At 69.7% G+C, this 16566-nt stretch carries 18 protein-coding genes; 7 read left to right on the plus strand and 11 right to left on the minus strand.

Annotation, left to right across the window (positions count from 1 at the left end; all coding sequences use genetic code 11):
* Nucleotides 1-14 precede the first annotated feature (14 nt).
* The 3 genes from OXG79_00190 to OXG79_00200 form a co-directional block, all read right to left on the minus strand.
* Entirely contained in the window at nt 15-1871 is a 1857-nt protein-coding gene (locus tag OXG79_00190) for a GEVED domain-containing protein (GenBank protein MCY3782190.1), read from the minus strand.
* Nucleotides 1872-1932: 61 nt separating this feature from the next.
* Nucleotides 1933-2391 carry a 6-carboxytetrahydropterin synthase gene (locus tag OXG79_00195; protein MCY3782191.1) on the minus strand — a complete coding sequence of 153 codons (459 nt, stop codon included), beginning with the start codon at nt 2389-2391 and terminating at the stop codon, nt 1933-1935.
* Between the two features lie 17 nt (nt 2392-2408).
* Nucleotides 2409-3143 (minus strand): SDR family oxidoreductase, encoded by a 735-nt coding sequence (locus OXG79_00200; GenBank protein MCY3782192.1) that lies wholly within the window; start codon nt 3141-3143, stop codon nt 2409-2411.
* Nucleotides 3144-3263: 120 nt separating this feature from the next.
* Here OXG79_00200 and OXG79_00205 point away from each other — a divergent pair, with 120 nt between their 5' ends.
* Nucleotides 3264-3932: a 7-cyano-7-deazaguanine synthase gene (locus tag OXG79_00205; protein ID MCY3782193.1), complete on the plus strand. Its 669-nt coding sequence runs from the start codon at nt 3264-3266 to the stop codon at nt 3930-3932.
* On the opposite strand, the gene OXG79_00210 is transcribed toward OXG79_00205, so the two are convergent.
* From OXG79_00210 to OXG79_00230, 5 genes are all read right to left on the minus strand, one after another.
* A complete protein-coding gene (locus OXG79_00210) occupies nt 3929-4744 on the minus strand; it encodes a class I SAM-dependent methyltransferase (GenBank protein ID MCY3782194.1) in 816 nt (271 codons plus the stop codon). The genes OXG79_00205 and OXG79_00210 overlap by 4 nt on opposite strands.
* Nucleotides 4726-5271, minus strand: a complete 546-nt coding sequence (locus tag OXG79_00215) for a hypothetical protein (protein MCY3782195.1) — start codon at nt 5269-5271, stop codon at nt 4726-4728. Before OXG79_00215 ends, OXG79_00210 begins: the two co-directional genes overlap by 19 nt.
* Nucleotides 5272-5367: 96 nt before the next feature.
* Nucleotides 5368-5958 carry an RNA methyltransferase gene (locus OXG79_00220; GenBank protein ID MCY3782196.1) on the minus strand — a complete coding sequence of 197 codons (591 nt, stop codon included), beginning with the start codon at nt 5956-5958 and terminating at the stop codon, nt 5368-5370.
* Between the two features lie 35 nt (nt 5959-5993).
* Complete coding sequence (locus OXG79_00225; protein MCY3782197.1) at nt 5994-6974, minus strand: hypothetical protein; 981 nt, start codon at nt 6972-6974, stop codon at nt 5994-5996.
* The gene (locus OXG79_00230) at nt 6971-8161 is read right to left on the minus strand and encodes a threonine synthase (protein MCY3782198.1); all 1191 of its coding nucleotides are present in this window, start codon (nt 8159-8161) and stop codon (nt 6971-6973) included. Before OXG79_00230 ends, OXG79_00225 begins: the two co-directional genes overlap by 4 nt.
* Before the next feature lie 174 nt (nt 8162-8335).
* Between OXG79_00230 and OXG79_00235 the strand changes: the two genes are divergently transcribed.
* The 6 genes from OXG79_00235 (at nt 8336) to trxA (ending at nt 12806) form a co-directional block, all read left to right on the plus strand.
* Nucleotides 8336-9676, plus strand: coding sequence for a UDP-glucose/GDP-mannose dehydrogenase family protein (locus tag OXG79_00235; protein MCY3782199.1), 1341 nt, complete (start codon nt 8336-8338; stop codon nt 9674-9676).
* 81 nt (nt 9677-9757) lie between these two features.
* Nucleotides 9758-10177, plus strand: a complete 420-nt coding sequence (locus OXG79_00240) for a LysM peptidoglycan-binding domain-containing protein (GenBank protein ID MCY3782200.1) — start codon at nt 9758-9760, stop codon at nt 10175-10177.
* 25 nt (nt 10178-10202) lie between these two features.
* A complete protein-coding gene (locus OXG79_00245; protein ID MCY3782201.1) occupies nt 10203-11369 on the plus strand; it encodes an MFS transporter in 1167 nt (388 codons plus the stop codon).
* Between the two features lie 132 nt (nt 11370-11501).
* Nucleotides 11502-11984: a helix-turn-helix domain-containing protein gene (locus OXG79_00250; protein ID MCY3782202.1), complete on the plus strand. Its 483-nt coding sequence runs from the start codon at nt 11502-11504 to the stop codon at nt 11982-11984.
* Between the two features lie 86 nt (nt 11985-12070).
* Complete coding sequence (locus OXG79_00255; GenBank protein MCY3782203.1) at nt 12071-12295, plus strand: hypothetical protein; 225 nt, start codon at nt 12071-12073, stop codon at nt 12293-12295.
* 166 nt (nt 12296-12461) lie between these two features.
* Entirely contained in the window at nt 12462-12806 is a 345-nt protein-coding gene (trxA, locus tag OXG79_00260; GenBank protein ID MCY3782204.1) for a thioredoxin, read from the plus strand.
* A gap of 60 nt (nt 12807-12866) precedes the next feature.
* On the opposite strand, the gene OXG79_00265 is transcribed toward trxA, so the two are convergent.
* From OXG79_00265 to OXG79_00275, 3 genes are all read right to left on the minus strand, one after another.
* On the minus strand, nt 12867-13697 hold the full coding sequence (locus OXG79_00265; GenBank protein ID MCY3782205.1) for an amidohydrolase family protein: 831 nt from the start codon (nt 13695-13697) through the stop codon (nt 12867-12869).
* A 489-nt stretch (nt 13698-14186) separates the two neighbouring features.
* On the minus strand, nt 14187-15512 hold the full coding sequence (locus OXG79_00270) for a dihydrolipoamide acetyltransferase family protein (protein ID MCY3782206.1): 1326 nt from the start codon (nt 15510-15512) through the stop codon (nt 14187-14189).
* A 27-nt stretch (nt 15513-15539) separates the two neighbouring features.
* On the minus strand, nt 15540-16565 hold the full coding sequence (locus OXG79_00275) for an alpha-ketoacid dehydrogenase subunit beta (protein ID MCY3782207.1): 1026 nt from the start codon (nt 16563-16565) through the stop codon (nt 15540-15542).
* Nucleotide 16566 lies beyond the last annotated feature (1 nt).

Below are 16566 nucleotides of genomic sequence, written 5' to 3' on the forward strand. Positions count from 1 at the left end.
GGAACGGGACCGGACTACCCGAGCGGATCGGTGCCCGGGCCGAAGGTTTGCAGCGGCTGATCGAGCGGCGGGAAGACGTCGGCCATGGAGGGCTCGACCGTGCCGCTCGGATCGTCGGGCTCATGCACGAAGGTCATCACGCGGAAGCGCAGGTCGGCGTTCGCGCGCTCCAGCTCGGACTCCGGGATCAGCAACAGCACGCGCCGTCCGTCGATGAAGGCGATGGCGTTCGACGGCAGCGCCTGCGACGGCGCCAGCGCGACGCGGCGCTGGATGCGCCACACGGGATCGAGGGTCGGCAAATAGATCAGCTCATACCAGTGATCGGTGCCCTGATAGAGGTCGAAGTCCCGCACGCGGGGGCTCCAGTTGTCCGCCGGGTCGTCATTGGCTTCCAGCGCCAGCGACACGCGCCAGCCAAGCGCGGAATCGGCCAGCGGGATCGGGTCGACCATGTCGATGATGGCGGCCACATAGTCGCCCTCCACCGCTCCGCTCAGACCACCCACGGTGAAATACGTCCGGCGCAGGATGTCGAGCCCGACGCCGTCGATGGCGGCCGAGCCCAGGGCGACTCGTTGAATGTCGGCGAAGCCGAATCCTTCCGTCGGCGACAGGTTGGTGATGTCGAAGTAGTCCTCCTGTGCGTCGCGATCGAAGGTGCGCACGGCTGGATCGGCCGGGCCGGCGCTGAAGGCGGTTCGGTGAGGCGTAATGCCGAGCACCACGACGCCCGAATCGACCTGCCCGGCCAGCGACACCGTGATTGGGCGCACCCGCCAGAGGGTTTCCGCATCGGTGCGCACGAGCACGAACGTGGCAGTCCGCGTGGCGCCGGCGTGCAGGGTCTCGCTGGCGACCGTCCCGGGGATGAGCGTGACCGAGCCCGAACTGCGCACCACGCGCGCCGTGAAGTCGCCCTCCTCGCCGATATTGGTGACCGCGCAGGCGGTCTCCCGCACGACCACCGCCTCGACCCACTCGAGCTGGCCGGGACACTCCACCACCGCGAGTGCCGGACGGGAGCCGTCCGGGCGCGAAATCTCCGGAAGCGCCAGCTGATAGTCCTCGACCTCGCCGAACTCCCAACTCCCGCTGCCGTCCCACGGCTCTCCGGCGAGGCTTTCACGGGTGAGCAATACGCGCATCCACGCCCCTTCGGGCAACACCTGGCCGTCCAGCATGAAGAAGCCCGGGCTGACGAAGGTTTCGGACGCCCCCGGCTCCAGGTTCACTTCCCAGTCCTGCAAGACCCATTCCGCCGGGCTCGTCCAGCGGCCATCGCGATCGATGTCGATCAAGACATTGATGCGACGCGGTCCGGCGGGAGCGGCGGGACCCAAGGTGACCGCGACGGTGAGCTGCGCCAGCGCCCGCGGCGGCGCGAGGCTCACCGAGAGACCAAGCACGCCGTCGTCGCCTGCGTCCTGGTTGACCAGGTTGGGCACGCCGTCGGGATCGGCCTGATCGTCGGCGTCCGACTCGGTCGTCACGCTGGAGCCGAGCCGGTCGAGCCCGGGTCGGCGGACGTGGGCGCCCGGGCCTTCGGCCGTGAGCGACGAAAGCCGGGTGGGAAAGCGCCCGATCACCCGCGGATTGGGATAGCCGGCGGAGACGCCGTCGGGCGCGTCGCCAAAGTCGGCCAGGGGGCGCGGCGTCGGGGTATCGGAGGGCGGCGGCGTGGGTTCGGGGACTGGCGGAGGCGTGGGCGTGGCCGCGGGTGTTGACGCGATCGCGGCGGGCGATGGCGCGGCGGTCGGAGCCACCTCATCGGGCGTCGTCTCGCAGCCGCCCAGCGCAAGGAGTGCCAGCAGACCCGGCAGGCAGAGGGCCGCGCGCCAGCCGGTGAACGCGTCGCGCGTTCCGCCCAACCACTGCCGGACCGGCCGATGAGCCCGGACACGCGCCCGCGCGGCCATGCGCCTCAGCGAGCTAGGTGGAGGTCACCGAAGCGCGTGTCGCGCCGTTTGGCCGCGCCGCGCGCGCCGGCTCGGGCGCATAGGTGGCGTAGGAGTCCGGCGTTTCCCAAAGCGTCACCGCCACTACCGGCAAGCCGAGCTCCCGCACCTGCTGGAACAACATGCGGGCCATGTTCTCGGTGGTGGGGTTTTCGTCCATCACGTAGGCGCGCTGGCCAAGACCCTCGATAGCATCGATCAACGGGTCGCCGCGCTGCAGGATCATGCGATGGTCGAGATTGGCGTTGATCCACGATTCAACGGTGCGCCGCACGTCTCGGAAATCGGCGACCATCCCCAGGTCGTCCAGCGAATCCGCCCGAAGGCGTATCTCGGCACGGCCGTTGTGACCGTGAGGCTGGTTGCACTTCCCCTCGTAGTCCATCAAGCGGTGGCCGAAGCAGAAGTCGATGTGCTTGACGATTTCATACATGACGGGCCTCCGTTAGCTCACGAGACGGTGCGGCCGCCATCGACCGGGACCACGGCGCCCGTCACGAAGTCGGTGCCCTCGACGAGATAGAGAATCGTTTGGGCAATGTCTTCGGGGTGTCCGATGCGTCCCAGGGGCGTGGCTTGTTCCACCGCGCGAATGGTCTCCTCGTCGAAGTCTGCCGGCATCAGGATAGGCCCCGGAGCCACGGCGTTCACCTGGACGGCGGGCGCGAGCTCCTTGGCCATGACGCGGGTGAGCGCCACGACGCCGCCCTTGGCGACGAAATAGGGCGCGTAGTTCACGTAGGGACGCTCCACCGCCCAGTCGGCGACGTTGACGATCTTGCCCCGCCCCTGCGCCTGCATGTGGCGGCCGAACAGCCAGCACCCCAGGTAGGGCCCCTTGAGGTTGACGGCGATGTTTCGATCGAAGTCCGCCTCGTCCAGCTCGGCGAAGGGCGTCGGGTCGTAGATGGACGCGTTGTTGATGAGCACCTCGACCGACCCGAACCGATCCACCGCCGCGTCGAGGATGGCCTGCACGCCGGCGTGGGTCGAAACATCGGCCTGGACCGCCAGGCTGCCAACGCCGCGCCCCTGAAACTCCGCGACCGCCGCCTCGGCTTCGCGCGCCGAGGTGCGGTAGTTCACCACGATGTTGGCGCCACGCTCGGCCAGGCGCCCGGCGACGTGACGTCCCACCCGAATCGCGCCGCCGGTGACGACGACTGTGGCGCCTTGAAGATCCATGGGTGACTCGTTGGGGCGCAACCGCCGTGGTCGCGCCAAGAGGCAGTGCGGTCGCCTCTAACCTAGCATGGGTTCCGCGCGGGGCGACGTACGTTCCCGCACACGCCGGGAGCACACCGAATGCCGCAGCCGCGCACCGTGGCCGCGCTCGTGAGCGGCCTGGACAGCGCGATCATGGCGGGCCTGCTCACTGAGGAGTTCGACCGGGTGGCGCCGCTCTTCGTGCGGGCCGGTCTCAAGTGGGAAGAGGCCGAGCGAGACGCCCTGGAGCGATACTTCGAGGCCCTGGGCGACGCTTCCGTGCAGCCGCTGGTGGAGCTGGACCTCGGCGCGCGCTCGCTCTACGGCCGGCATTGGAGCACCGGCGGCGAGGACGTGCCCGACGCCAGCCGACCGGATGAGGAGTGGTATCTGCCGGGCCGCAACCTGCTGCTGCTGAGCACGGCGGCGACCTACGGCGCGATCCACGGAATCGAACACGTGGCCATCGGCAGCCTCGCCAGCAACCCGTTTCCGGACGCCCGGCCCGAATTCTTTCGCAGCCTGGAGCAGTCGGCGGGCCTGGCGCTGGACGCGCCGGTGCACATCCTCACGCCGCTGGCTGGCATGCATAAGGCGGAAGTGATTCGCGCCGGCGCCCATTTGCCCGTGCAACACGCGCTGTCATGCGCCGATCCGGTGGACGGCGGCCACTGCGGCGTGTGCGGCAAGTGCGGCGAACGCCGCCGCGGGTTCATCGACGCCGGCGTGAACGACCCCACCGGCTACGCGCGGCTCGGTCCGCTTTAGCCGTCGCCTCCGGGGCGGGTGGCCGACCAGAGCTGCTTGATGCCGGGACGGTCGACCTCCGGGAATGGGTTGAACGGCGTGCAGTCCGCAAGCACCAAACCCGCGTGCGTCAACGCCGTCCGCACCTCTCGGTCCTCGAACCACCGCGCCTGCAGAACCGACCGGCCGCGCTCGACGGATTCGCCGGACCGGCGCTCGATGGTCAGGTGCATGGCGACCCACGGTTCGTCGTGGTCCCAGGCGTAGCGCCGGTCGACCGTGAGCCCAGGTCCACGGTCGGTGCCCGGTTCTCGCCACAGCGCCTCGAATCCGTCCCGCGTGTTGAGGTCGAACACGAAGGCGCCGCCGGGACGCAGGTGCGCGGCGACGCGCGCGAAGGTCAGCGCCAAATCGCTTGGACCGCCGAGATGGTTGAGCGACGCGTAGAGGCACGTCACGGCATCGACGGGCTTGGGCAGATCGAACGAGCGCATGTCGGCGTGGACGAGCGCCACGGGATACCCGGCAGCCTCGGCCTTGGCCCGCGCGACGCCGAGCATGGCTTCCGACAGGTCGAGGCCGGTGACGGCGACGCCGCGCGATGCATGCAGCAGCGCGTGCGTGCCGGTGCCGCAGGCGACGTCGATCAAGTTTCGGGGCGGCCCACCCAGCAACTGCGCCAGGCGCTCGTCCACCCGCGGCGCGACGAGATGCGCGTACTCGGCCCCGTAGGTCTGCTGCCACTGGTCGTAGACCGAGGCGAACAGGATGTAGCCGTCGGCATCGGACGCGGCGTCCGCCTCCATCAAGGGAGTCAGCTGTCGCGCAGCCACTCCGGCACGAGGCCTTGCGCCAGGGCGTCGTCCCAGGCGACGTGCGACTCGGCGGCATTCTCGCCGCTGACGTTCGCGGCGATGAGCTGCGGCGCACGAATCGCGCCGTCGCGCACGGTCACGTTGCGGGCGACGATGGCCTCCGCAGCCCGCGTGGACACGCCGGCGTCGATGTCCTGGGCCTCGATCCGGGCGCCGCGAACGATGCGCGCCTGCACCGACTTGACGCGCAGCAGACCGATGACCTCGACCTCCTTGGGCGTGGTCAGCGTCGTGTTGGGGGCCTCGAGTCCTTCGGCGGCGAGCGCCGCATCCACGATGGTCGGTCCGTCCACGGTCAGCTCGTCGCCCTCGATGACGATGGTGAACCCGGGAAAGACGATGGGCGTCTCGACATGCGTCACGTCCGCCGGAATGCGGAGCTCCTGGCGGCCATCAACGGTCTCGACGTGGCACCCCGGCGGGACGATGGATCCCCGAGGGGAGCGCGCCGGCTTGACCTCCTGGTAGAAGACATCCCCGGTCATGAGCGTTGCCTCCTGCTCGTGGCGCGCGGCGCCGACATGGAACGCGTGACGCGCATTGAGCATAGACCGGGCGTGCGCCGCGCTCCACTCAACGCGCTAGGCACGGTCGAGCCATTCGTCCACCATGCGGGTCTGCTCCTCGGCGGACAGCCGGTAATCGCGGCCCGTCGCGGCGCGCTGGCGCGTGGTCTCGTGGAGACAGATGGCCGCGGCCACGGACAGGTTGAGGCTGCGCACCATGCCGACAATCGCGATGCTCATGACCTGATCGGCAGCGGCCAGCGCCTCCTCGGAGAGCCCGCGGTGCTCGTTGCCGAACAGCAGCGCGAGCCGAGGCGCCGTGAGGTCGGTTGCCGCGAGGTCGCACCCCTGCGGCGGCGGGGCGGCGGCGGCCAGCACGTGATCCGACGCCCGCAGCGCGTTTAGGCACTCGCCGGTCGAGTGGTGCACGGTGAAGCTGAGCCACTTGTTGGCCGAGGCGGACGAGGCCTTGCCGACGCGGCGCGGCTTGAAGGGCGCCTCGTGCTCGAACACGAGGTGGATCTGCTGCACGCCGAATGCGTCGCAACTTCGGAATACGGCTTCCGCGTTGTGCGGATCGTGAATGTCCTCGAGCACGACCGTCAGGCCGGCCTGGCGGGCCGCCGCCACGGACCGCAAGCGATCGATGCGGCGTGCGGTCGCCATGACGATCCTCCTCCGGCTACCGGGTCGATTCTGCCCTAGGCCGACGCCTCCAGCGCCGCGGGATTGATGCACCAGCGCGGCGGCTCGCCCGCCAGGACCCGCTGAATCTCCGCCGCCGCGTGCAGCGCCATTCGCCGGTTGGACTCCACCGTGAGTCCGGCAAAGTGGGGCGTCAGCAAGACGTTGGGCGCTTCGAGCAATGGACTCGAAACCGGCGGCTCGTCGGCGAAGACGTCGATCGCCGCCCCGGCGATGCGTTCGTCCCAGAGCGCCTCAGCCAACGCGGCCTCGTCCACCACCGGCCCGCGGCAGGTGTTGACCAGCACGGCGGTCGGCCGCATCGCGGACAGCGCCTCGGCGTCGATCAGGTGCCGCGTGGCCGGCGTCAGCGGTACGTGCAGCGACACCAGGTCGGCGCGTTGCAGCAGCTCGGGCAGCGTGGCCGTGAGCTCGATCCCCTCGTCCGCCACGTCCGCCGGCGTGAGATACGGATCGAAGATCAGCCCCCGCATGCCGAACCCGTGGACGAGCGCGTGAACCACCTTGCGCCCGATCCGCCCACCCCCCACAACGCCCGCCGTGCGTCCGTCCAGCTCGTGCACCGGGAGGATCATCGCCGGCCGCCACTTGCCCGCGCTCACGATGGCGTCCTGGACCGCCAGCCGCTTGAACGCGGCCAGCGCCGCCGTCACCGCGTGTTCGGCCACCGCCGTGGCGTTGGCCTCGGGCGTGAAGCTGACCGGAATGCCGCGCGCCGTCGCGTGATCCACGTCGATGGCGTCCACTCCCACCCCGTGTTTCTGGATGTGGCGCAGGCGCGGCGCCGCGTCGATGACCCGCGCCGTGATCGGCGCTACCCGCACCAGCATGGCGTCCACGCGCCTTGCCTTGCGCATGATGGCGCCTTCGTCGGGGGCGGCGGGCGTAACGACCCGGGCGAACCGATGTAAGTATTCGATTCCCGCCGGGTCGATCGACTCGGTCACCATCACCGTCGGGCGATCGGCGTCGGTCATGCTGCCGACCCGCCGGTCGCATGCATGAGTTCCGTGTATTTCAGGGCGTTGCCCGTGTTGAGCAGCACAACCGTTGCGTCGCGTGCAAGGTCGCCGCGATCGAGCAGCCGCCGCAGCGCCGGCAGCAGCGCGGCGCCCTCGGGACAGGCGAACACGCCTTCGCTCTCGGCCAGCTCCGACATGGCCGCCATCAGCTCGTCGTCGCTCACCGCGACCGCCGTTCCACCGGTCTCGCGGATGGCCCGCAGCACCAGCGCATGCGCGAAGGGCAGGGGCACCCGCAGCCCGGGCGCCACCGTGTGCGCATCGGCCACGCGCTCCGCCGTCGCGGCGTCCGCCTCCCACGCCTCCACGATGGAGGCGCATCCGGCCGCCTGCACGGCGATCAGCCGCGGCGGCGGACCCCTGAGCCAGCCCATCTCGTCGAGCTCGCGCATGGCCTTCCAGATGCCGATGAGTCCCACGCCGCCGCCGGTGGGGTAGAGCACGGCGTCCGGCGGCTTCCAGTCGAACGCTTCGGCGATCTCGAGCCCCATGGTCTTCTTGCCCTCGACGCGGTAGGGCTCGCGCATGGTGGAGGCGTCGAACCAGCCATGGCGCGCGGCGCGCTCGTTGACGATCCGCGCGGCGTCGCTGATGAGGCCGACGACCTCGGTGACGTCGGCGCCGTAGGCGGCGCACTCGGCCTTGATGGGCGGCGGCGTGTCAACCGGCATCACCACGTGGATCGGCAGGCCGGCAGCGGCGCTGTAGGCGGCCCAGGCGCTGCCGGCGTTGCCCGCGGTGGGGATGGCCAGCTCACGCACGCCCAGGGCCGCGGCGGCGGCGACCCCGACGGCGGCCCCGCGGGCTTTGAACGTTCCCGTCGGATTCGCGCCCTCGTCTTTCAGCCATAGATGGGGCATGGCGAGCCGCTTGCCAAGCCGCCGCAACGGCAAAAGGGGCGTGTCACCCGCGCCAAGGTCCGGTCCTCCACCCGCAGCCAGCGGTGGCAAAAGCTCGCGGAAGCGCCAGATGCCACGCGCCCGGCGGGTTACGTCATCCGGCGTGATGGCGCGCGAAACCTGGCGCAGGTCGTAGCGCGCGAGGAGCGAGTGCCCGCATTTCCCGCAGACCGTGTGGATCCGACGCGGGTCGTGCTCGCGATCGCACGCGCTGCACGATAGCGTCTCCAAGTAGTCATGCACTTGCGGTCTGCTCGACACCGGTCCCGAGGTCAGTTGCATCCAGCAGGCCGCGAGCGTATCGCACCACCATGACCCCGATCCGGATCGACTCCGGTCCAAGTCGCCGCGGGCCTACTAAACTTGGGGACGCGCGAGTGGATGTGCCGGCTCCAGCCGGCGTGAGGAGCATGACCCCTGAGCACGCTATCCGTGGTGGGCACGGGCTATGTGGGGCTGACCGTGGGCGCGTGCTTCGCGGACCTCGGACACGAGGTGACCTGCCTGGACATCGACGAGGCGAAGATCGAGTCGCTGCGCGCGGGACACGTGCCGATCTACGAGCCGGGCCTGGAAACGTTGATCGATCGCGGCGTGCGCGCGGGCCGGCTGCGATTCTCCACCGACTACGACGAGGCGATTCCCGGTCGCGAGTTCATCTTCATCGCCGTCGATACGCCGACCGGCGCGGCCGGGGAGGCCAGCCTGGCGGGTGTCGACGCGGCCGTTTCGTCGCTCGCGTCCCGCATGACGGCCGGCGCGACGGTCGTCACCAAGAGCACCGTGCCCCTGGGCACGGGCGACCTGATCTCGCGCATCCTGCGCGAGCATGGGGCCGACGACTTTCCGGTGGTATCGAACCCGGAATTCCAGCGCGAGGGGTCGGCGATCCAGGACTTTCTCAAGCCGGATCGGGTCGTGATCGGCTCGGGCGACGAAGCCGCCGCGCGGCGCGTGGCGGAGCTGTACCGGACGTTCGACTGCCCCATTATCATCACCGACCTGCGCACCGCCGAGATGATCAAATACGCCTCCAACGCCTTCCTGGCCACGCGCATCTCGTTCATCAATGAAATGGGCGCCATCTGCGAGGCCCTGGGCGCAGACGTCGAGGTCGTCGGGCACGGCATGGAACTCGATCGTCGGGTCGGCCGCGGGTATCTGAACGCCGGCATCGGCTGGGGCGGAAGCTGTTTCCCCAAGGACGTGCGCGCGCTCGAGCACATGGCCCTGGTGCACGGCTGCCACCCGCAGCTGCTGCGCGCGGTGATGGAGATCAACCGGGACGCGCGGCATTCGGCGGTGCGCAAGCTGCGCGATGGGCTGGAAGATCTGCGCGGCCGCACGGTGGCCGTGCTCGGCCTTTCGTTCAAGCCGAACACCGACGACGTGCGCGACGCCCCGGCGGTGGACATCATCCATCTGCTCACGGGCGAAGGGGCCGAGGTGCGCGCCTACGACCCGGTCGCCGGACCGCGAGCGCTGGAGGAGCTGGGCGACCGCATGACGCTGACGGCGTCACCGCTCGAGGCGGCGCAGGGCGCCGACGCGGTGCTGATCACCACCGAGTGGAACGAGTTCCGGGAACTCGACTGGGCCGCGATGCGGGCGGCGATGCGCGGCAATGTGCTGGTGGACGGCCGCAACATGCACGACCCCGCGCGCATGGCCCAGCTTGGGTTCGCCTACTACGCCATGGGTCGCTCGCCGCGTGCGGCGGCCCACGAGACGATGGCCTCCGTGGCCGGCGGCGCGTAGGCGGCGATGCGGCGACTGCCGCGGCTGACAGCCACGCGCCCAAACCCGCCCCACGCGGCGGCTCGCTAGGCCAAGCGGCGCATGCAGGACTCGGACCGAACGGTTGGACGCGGCAGCGAGCTGTTCGTCGGCATGCTGGTGGTGGCGTTTCTGGTGTTCCTGCTGTGGTTTCTGCTGCTCCGGCCGGAAGATCCCAGTACGGCCGAGCCCGTGCCGACGCAGTCGCCGGTGGTGAGCCCGACGGCGATCAACGACGACGTCAACCGGGCGTACGAAGAGGTCATCGCGACGCCGACGCCCAACCCCACTCCGACGGCGACGCCGGTGGCGCGCCCCACGCCGACCCCCACGCCAGCCGTCTACACGGTGCAGGCCGGCGACACGCTCTCGGCCATCGCGGGGCGATTTGGATTGACGGTGGAAGAGCTCGTGCAAGCCAACCGGCTGGTAGATCCCGACAGCCTGCAGATCGGTCAGCAGATCACCATTCCGTCGGAATAGCCGCGCCCGCGGCGCCCACCGAGTGATGCGCGCACCCGCTCGCACGCACCGCGCCCTCGCCATCGCCGCCCACGTGCTGTTTTGGATGTCGCTCTACGTCTACGTGCCCGTGCTGCCGACGTATGCCCGCGACCTGGGGGCTTCGCTGGGGATGGTTGGGCTGATCGTCGGCGCCTATGGCCTGACGCAGCTCCTCTTGCGCATTCCGATTGGGGTGTGGTCGGACCGCGTGGCGCTCCGCAAGCCGTTTCTGATTGGCGGCATGCTGGCCAACGCGGCGGGGGCGGCGGCGCTGGCCGTATCGCCCATGGCCTGGCTGCTGGTCGTCGGGCGGGCGGTCACCGGCCTGGGCGCGTCGACGTTCGTGATCGCCTCGGTGCACCTGGCCGAGTTCTTTCCCAGTCGCATGGTGGCGCGGGCGACCGGCATCGCCGTGGGGCTGAGCGCCGCCAGCCAGGTCGTGATCATGTTGATCGGCGGCGCAGTGGCCGAGGCCAGCACGGTTGGCGCGACGTTCTGGGTCGCCGTCGGGCTTGGCTTGGCCGGGGTCGTCGTGCTGCTGCCGCTGCCGGACCACGCGCGCGCGCCGCAGGAACAACCGCCGCAGGTCCAGGCGCTGGCACGCGCGGGCACGCGGCGCAGCACACTGGTGGCCGCGACGCTTGCCGCCCTGCTGCAATACGCGCAGTTTGGCCTCACGTTTGCCTTCGTGCCGCTTTGGGCGGATTCGCTCGGCGCGAGCAACTTCGACCTCGGGCTGCTCGGGACCGTCGCCGTCACGGCCAACGGTCTCGGCGCGCTGGTCCTGGTGGTGGCCGGGGCGCGGCTGAACGGCCGCCTGGCCGCCGTGTTCGGGTTTCTCCTCACGGCGATTTCGAGTCTGCTGATCCCGGTTCTGCCGAACCTGGCGGTGCTCACCCTGGTGCAGGGGATCGGGGGGTTCGGCCGCGGGCTGGTGTTCCCGGCGCTGATGGCGCACAGCATCGAGCGCGCGGCTCCCGCCGAACGCGCCACGGCGATGGGTGTGTTTCAGGGCGTCTACGCGCTGGGCATGTTCCTCGGCCCCGTGAGCGCGGGCGTGCTGGGCGAGTGGCTGGGGCTTGACCGCGTCTTCCTGCTGATCGGTGCGCTGATGGTCCTGGGGGCGCTGGCGGCGGCCCGATACGTGGCGCACGGAGACGACCGGTTGTAGCAACAAATATGAAGCAATGTGGGATGCCGCAGAAGGACCGCGAGGATTTTGTTCCCAAATCCCATAGACGATGAATGTGGGGCGTGCTAGCATTCCGCCCCCGCGAACGGCGGGACTTCTGCGAGGTGCGTGGTGCGGCGCAAGCTGCAAAAGCGAGCGTTTCGCGATATCGACCGTGGCGCCCTGGGCGCGATGCTATTCAGCGCCCGCAAGCGCAAGCGCCTGACGCAAGCTGAGCTGGCCAGCCGCATCGACCGCGACCGTCCGTGGGTGAGCGACGTCGAGACGGGCAAGATCCTGCACGTGCCGGACAACGACCTGGACGCGGTGGCGGAGATTCTTGGCCTGGAAGTGGCGATGCTCCGCCGGGCCCGCGCCCAGTCTGCCCCGCGCGGGGCGGGCGCCTCGCCGGCGGCGAGCGGGACCGTCGATCGCGGCTGCGGCATGTGCGGTGCGTCCAATCCCTGGGACGCCCGGTTTTGCGTGAACTGCGGCGAGCGCCTGCCGCTGGAGGCGGTCTGCGAGACCTGCGGCCGCATCATTCGCGCCGACTCGCGCTTTTGCGCCTACTGCGGCGAGGCGGTGGCCAGCGCCATGCCGGCGACGCAGGCGTAGTCGCATTCATCCACGCGAAGCCGCCAAACTGCGGGCGAGTCATATACTGCGAAACGGGACGCACGCAAACGAAGGGGCACGCGACCATGACTGAAGGTGCGACGAACGGGGCCCAGCGGCACAATGCGCCCCTTCGCATCACGATCGAAATCGACCGACCGCAGGTCGGGCTGGGCAAGGCGAGCGGCCACATGCGCGGCGCCGTCCGCGAGGTGCTGCTGAGCCTGCGCGAAGTGCTGGACGCCGGCATCCAGACGCTCGATCCGTCGGAGCGCAAGGCCTCCGCCGCCGAGCAAATCAAGATCGAGTAGCTCAGCACAGTCCAGCCGAATGCCGGCCGGCGATCCGGCACCGCGACCTAGTGTGAAGTCGCCTGAATACCGTCGGCTTTTGTGACGATTCCAACCGACGCGGCCGCCGGCCGGGCCTAAGGTTGGGGTGCTTGGATATCTCACCTCCCCTCAGGGGCGAGCAATGGTGGCCGACACGGCCGACAATCTGACGCACGCAACCGACGCCGACTTCCAACAGGAAGTCCTCGAGGCGGACGGCCTCGTGATCGTCGACTTCTGGGCCGAATGGTGCGCGCCGTGTCGTATGCTCGCGCCGATATTCGAGAAGCTGGCCGGCGAGTTCGCCGGACGCCTGAAGTTCGTGAAGGTGGACGTTGACGCAAGCCCCGACGCGCCGAACGACCACGGCGTTCGCGGCATCCCGACGCTGATCATCTTCCGAAACGGCCAGGAAGTCGATCGAGTCGTGGGCGTCCTGCCGGAAAGTCGCCTGCGGGCACAGCTGGAGGGTCACCTCCAGCCCGCCTAGGCGCCTTCCCGGACTTCATCCGGGTGCAAGGCCTCCGCCCGGCCTTGCACCCGGATTTCTTTAACTCCGGTCCGGGATGCGCCACGCGGCGCGCGCGGTGCGGCTGAAGATCCATTCGCGGTCGCTGTCGGTCAGCCACGGCAACTCCCAGGCGGACGTGAAAGCCTGCCCATACGTCGCGTGGGCCAAACAAACCGGCCAGTCGCTGCCCCACATCACCCGCGAGGCGCCGAAGGCGTCGAGCATGCACTGGATGAACGGTCGGGCCCGCAGGTAGGGAAAGGCGTCGCCGGTGTTGTGGGGATAGCCCGAGAGCTTGACGTAGACGTTGGGCAAGCGGGTCAGGTCCAGCAGATTCTCCAGCGAGTCGGGATCGTCGTAGTCCGGAAACCCCAGGTGATCGATGACCACGGTGACGTCCGGATGCCGGGTCGCCATGACCGCCGCCTGGGGAAGCTGGCGCCACTGGATGAGCAGCCCGATGGTGGCGCGCGTCTCGGCGGCGGCCTCCCAGAGCGGGTCCTGCGAGCGGTCGTCCAGCCAGCGCGTCGCGGGATCCTCGGTCGCCGCCAGGCGAATTCCCCGGTAGCCGGGCCGCTGCATAAGCTCCCGCAGTTGCCGGGGCGCCTCGCCGTCCATCGGATTCACGCGCCCGGCAACGACGAAGCGATCCGGATGAGCCTCGGCGGCCTGCGCCAGGTAGGCGTTGTCCCACAGATAGAGACGCGGCTGAATCAGCACCGTCCAGGCCACGCCGCCGACCTCGTCCTGCGCCGCGAAGAGATCCGCCGGCGACGCCTCCTGTTCCGTGTCGAAGTTGGAGTCCGGGTGCTTCGGAAAGCGCGGATCGCGGACGGTCCAAACGTGGACGTGCGACTCAACCAGATGCATGATCTCAGTCCTTCAGCCGGGTTGGCGCATGATGGCAGGCTGGAGACTGGCCTGCCGCCACGAGTCACCTACGATAGCGACAGTTGTCAGTAGCCGGTGGCCCAGGCAGGCTGCGCGCAGCCTGGGAAAGCGATGACCAAGCTTCCGAAACAACCCAAACAACTGCCCCAAAGGCCCGCGCGGGCCCGGTCGCGCCCACCTCACGCTGCACGCAGCGCGGGCCACCAACGTACTCCCGACCCTGCTGCACAGTCCCCGCTCGTTGTTGCAGGCGTTGTCTTGGACCTCACCGCCGAGGAGATCGTCGACCTCGTGCGTGAGGGGCGCGAACGCCGCGGCTGATCCGCTCGCACTGAGGATCCGCGCTGCACGCAGCGTGGGCCACCGAACCAAGCTTCATGGGCCCTGGATTCTCGCTCCGTATCACGTACGGGGCAGGCTCTTCGCGGGAATGACGAGACGTCTGCCGTGTGGCCCAGCGGCCAACGGCTACAACAGCAGGTACGGCTGCTCGATGAGCTCCCGGATACGGGCGAGGAAGCGGGCGGCGGGGGCGCCGTCGATGACGCGGTGGTCGAAGGTGAGGCTGAGGGTGACCGAGAGCTGCGCGACGACCTCGCCGTCGCGGGCCACGGCCTTCTCGCGCAGCGCGCCGACGCCCAGGATGGCGGACTCCGGCGGATTGAGCACCGGGGTGAAGGCGTCGATGCCGTAGAGCCCCAGGTTGGTGATTGTGAAGGTGCCGCCGGTGATGTCGTCCAACTGGAGCTGGTTGGCCCGAGCGCGGTCGACCACGCCGCGCACGTCCGAGGCAATCTCGACCAGCGACTTGCGGTCCGCCTGCTTGACGTTGGCCACCACCAGGTCGCCGCCGGCCTCGATGGCGAGACCCACGTTCACCGAATCGTGCAACTGGATAGCGTCGCCTACCAGGCTGGCGTTGGCGCGGGTGTGCTCGCGCAGCGCGTGGGCGCAGACGCGGATGAGCAGGTCGTTGTAGCTGATCTTGAAGCCCAGGGTCGGCTCGTGGCGGGCGGCCAGCTCGGTGCGCAGCTCGTGGAAGCGGCGGCCGTCGGCCTCGGTGATCAGCGTGACCTGTGCGGTCTGCTGCAGGCTCTGGAGCATGCGCTCGGCAATGACCTTGCGCACGCCGGTGACCGGGATGGTCGAGCCGGCGGCGGGTTCGCCGGTCGCGGCGGCCACGGCGGGCATCGGCGCGGCGGGCGCCGGGGCAATTGCCGGCGCCACGGCGACGGCCGGTGCGACCACCGGCGCGGCGGCCGCAGCCTCCCGCACGTCACGTTCGATGACCCGTCCGCCGGGCCCGCTGCCGACCAGGCCGGCCAGCGCTACGCCTAGTTCACGAGCAATGCGCCGGGCCAGGGGTGAGGACTTCACACGTCCGTCGGCGGCCGCGGGAGCCACTGCAACCGCAGGGGCCGGGACGGGCGCCGGGGCGGGCGGTGGCGCCGCCGGAGCCGGAGGCGGCGCGGCGGGCGCTGGGGCTGGAGCGGGCGCCGGGGCCGGCTCAGGCGCGGCGGCTGGCGGCGCCGCCTCAGGTGCGGGCGGCTCCTCGCCGGGTTCCAGGATGTAGGCCAGGGTGCCCTGCACGGGCACGGCGTCGCCGGGCTGCGCGGCAATTCCGCCGAGCACGCCGTCCTCCGGCGCCTCGACGGTAGCGTTGATCTTGTCGGTCTCGAACTCGAGGATCGGCTGACCCTTGGTCACCGTGGCCCCGTCCTCCACAAGCCAACTGCTGACGATGCCTTCTTCCATCGTCATGCCCATCAAGGGCATGAGGACCGGGGTGGCCACGGATGGGTCCTTTCGTTGAGGCTGGGGCTAGCGGGAGCCTTGCAGCGACTCTCGAACGGCCGCGGCGATCCGCTCCGGGTCCGGGATGGCGCCCTTTTCGAGCGGCTCCGAGAACGGAATGGGCGAGTGCGACCCGGCCACCCGCAGCACGGGCGCATCGAGATCGTCGAAGCCATGCTCCTGGATCTGGGAAGCGATCTCGGCGCCAAATCCGCCGAAGCGCGCCGCCTCGTAGACCACGACGGCGTGATTCGTCTTGTGCACGGAGGCCAGGATGGTGTCCACGTCGAGCGGATAGAGCGTGCGGACATCGACGACTTCGACATCGATGCCCTCGCCGGCCAGCTGCTCGGCAGCCTCCAGCGCGTAGTGCACCTGGCGCGCGTAGGTCACGACGCTGACATCGCTGCCCTCGCGCTTCACGTCGGCCATACCCAGCGGGATGGTGTATTCATCCTCGGGCACGGGGCCGCGCATGGAATAGATGGCCTTGTGCTCGAAGAATATGACCACGTTGTCCTCGCGGATGGACGACTTCAGCAGGCCCTTCGCGTCGTGTGGCGACGAGCAGGTGACCACTTTGAGCCCGGGCACGTGCGCGAACCAGGCTTCGAGGCTCTGCGTGTGCTGCGCCGCGTTGCCGGTGCCGGCGCCGAAGGGCGCGCGGTAGGTGATGGGCAGCTTGGCGGCGCCACCGAACATATAGCGGTTCTTGGCGGCCTGATTGACGATCTGGTCCATGGCGATGCCCATGAAGTCCGAGTACATGAACTCGGCCACGGGCCGGCAGCCGGTGACAGCGGCGCCAACCGCCGCGCCGCCGATGGCCGCCTCGGAGATTGGCGTGTCGATGATGCGCGCCTCGCCCCACTTCTCCAGCAGGCCGGCGGTGACGTTGTAGGCCCCGCCCCAGATGCCGACCTCTTCGCCCATGACGAAGACGTTGGGGTCGCGGGCCATCTCCTCGTCCAGGGCTTCGTGCAGCGCCTGGCTCATGAAGATCTGGCGGGTGGCGGCTTCGGCCGGGGCGTCGGGTGCGCTCGTGACAGCCATG

It is taken from the genome of Chloroflexota bacterium, assembly GCA_026706485.1.
In the GTDB taxonomy this organism is placed as follows: domain Bacteria; phylum Chloroflexota; class UBA11872; order UBA11872; family UBA11872; genus JAJECS01.

Bases quoted from the DNA above. Each gene is read 5' to 3' on its own strand.
- OXG79_00195 (MCY3782191.1), bottom strand. From the start codon at position 2,391: ATGTATGAAATCGTCAAGCACATCGACTTCTGCTTCGGCCACCGCTTG.
- OXG79_00200 (MCY3782192.1), bottom strand. From the start codon at position 3,143: ATGGATCTTCAAGGCGCCACAGTCGTCGTCACCGGCGGCGCGATTCGG.
- OXG79_00205 (MCY3782193.1), top strand. From the start codon at position 3,264: ATGCCGCAGCCGCGCACCGTGGCCGCGCTCGTGAGCGGCCTGGACAGC.
- OXG79_00215 (MCY3782195.1), bottom strand. From the start codon at position 5,271: ATGACCGGGGATGTCTTCTACCAGGAGGTCAAGCCGGCGCGCTCCCCT.
- OXG79_00220 (MCY3782196.1), bottom strand. From the start codon at position 5,958: ATGGCGACCGCACGCCGCATCGATCGCTTGCGGTCCGTGGCGGCGGCC.
- OXG79_00225 (MCY3782197.1), bottom strand. From the start codon at position 6,974: ATGACCGACGCCGATCGCCCGACGGTGATGGTGACCGAGTCGATCGAC.
- OXG79_00240 (MCY3782200.1), top strand. From the start codon at position 9,758: ATGCAGGACTCGGACCGAACGGTTGGACGCGGCAGCGAGCTGTTCGTC.
- OXG79_00245 (MCY3782201.1), top strand. From the start codon at position 10,203: ATGCGCGCACCCGCTCGCACGCACCGCGCCCTCGCCATCGCCGCCCAC.
- OXG79_00255 (MCY3782203.1), top strand. From the start codon at position 12,071: ATGACTGAAGGTGCGACGAACGGGGCCCAGCGGCACAATGCGCCCCTT.
- OXG79_00265 (MCY3782205.1), bottom strand. From the start codon at position 13,697: ATGCATCTGGTTGAGTCGCACGTCCACGTTTGGACCGTCCGCGATCCG.
- OXG79_00275 (MCY3782207.1), bottom strand. From the start codon at position 16,565: ATGGCTGTCACGAGCGCACCCGACGCCCCGGCCGAAGCCGCCACCCGC.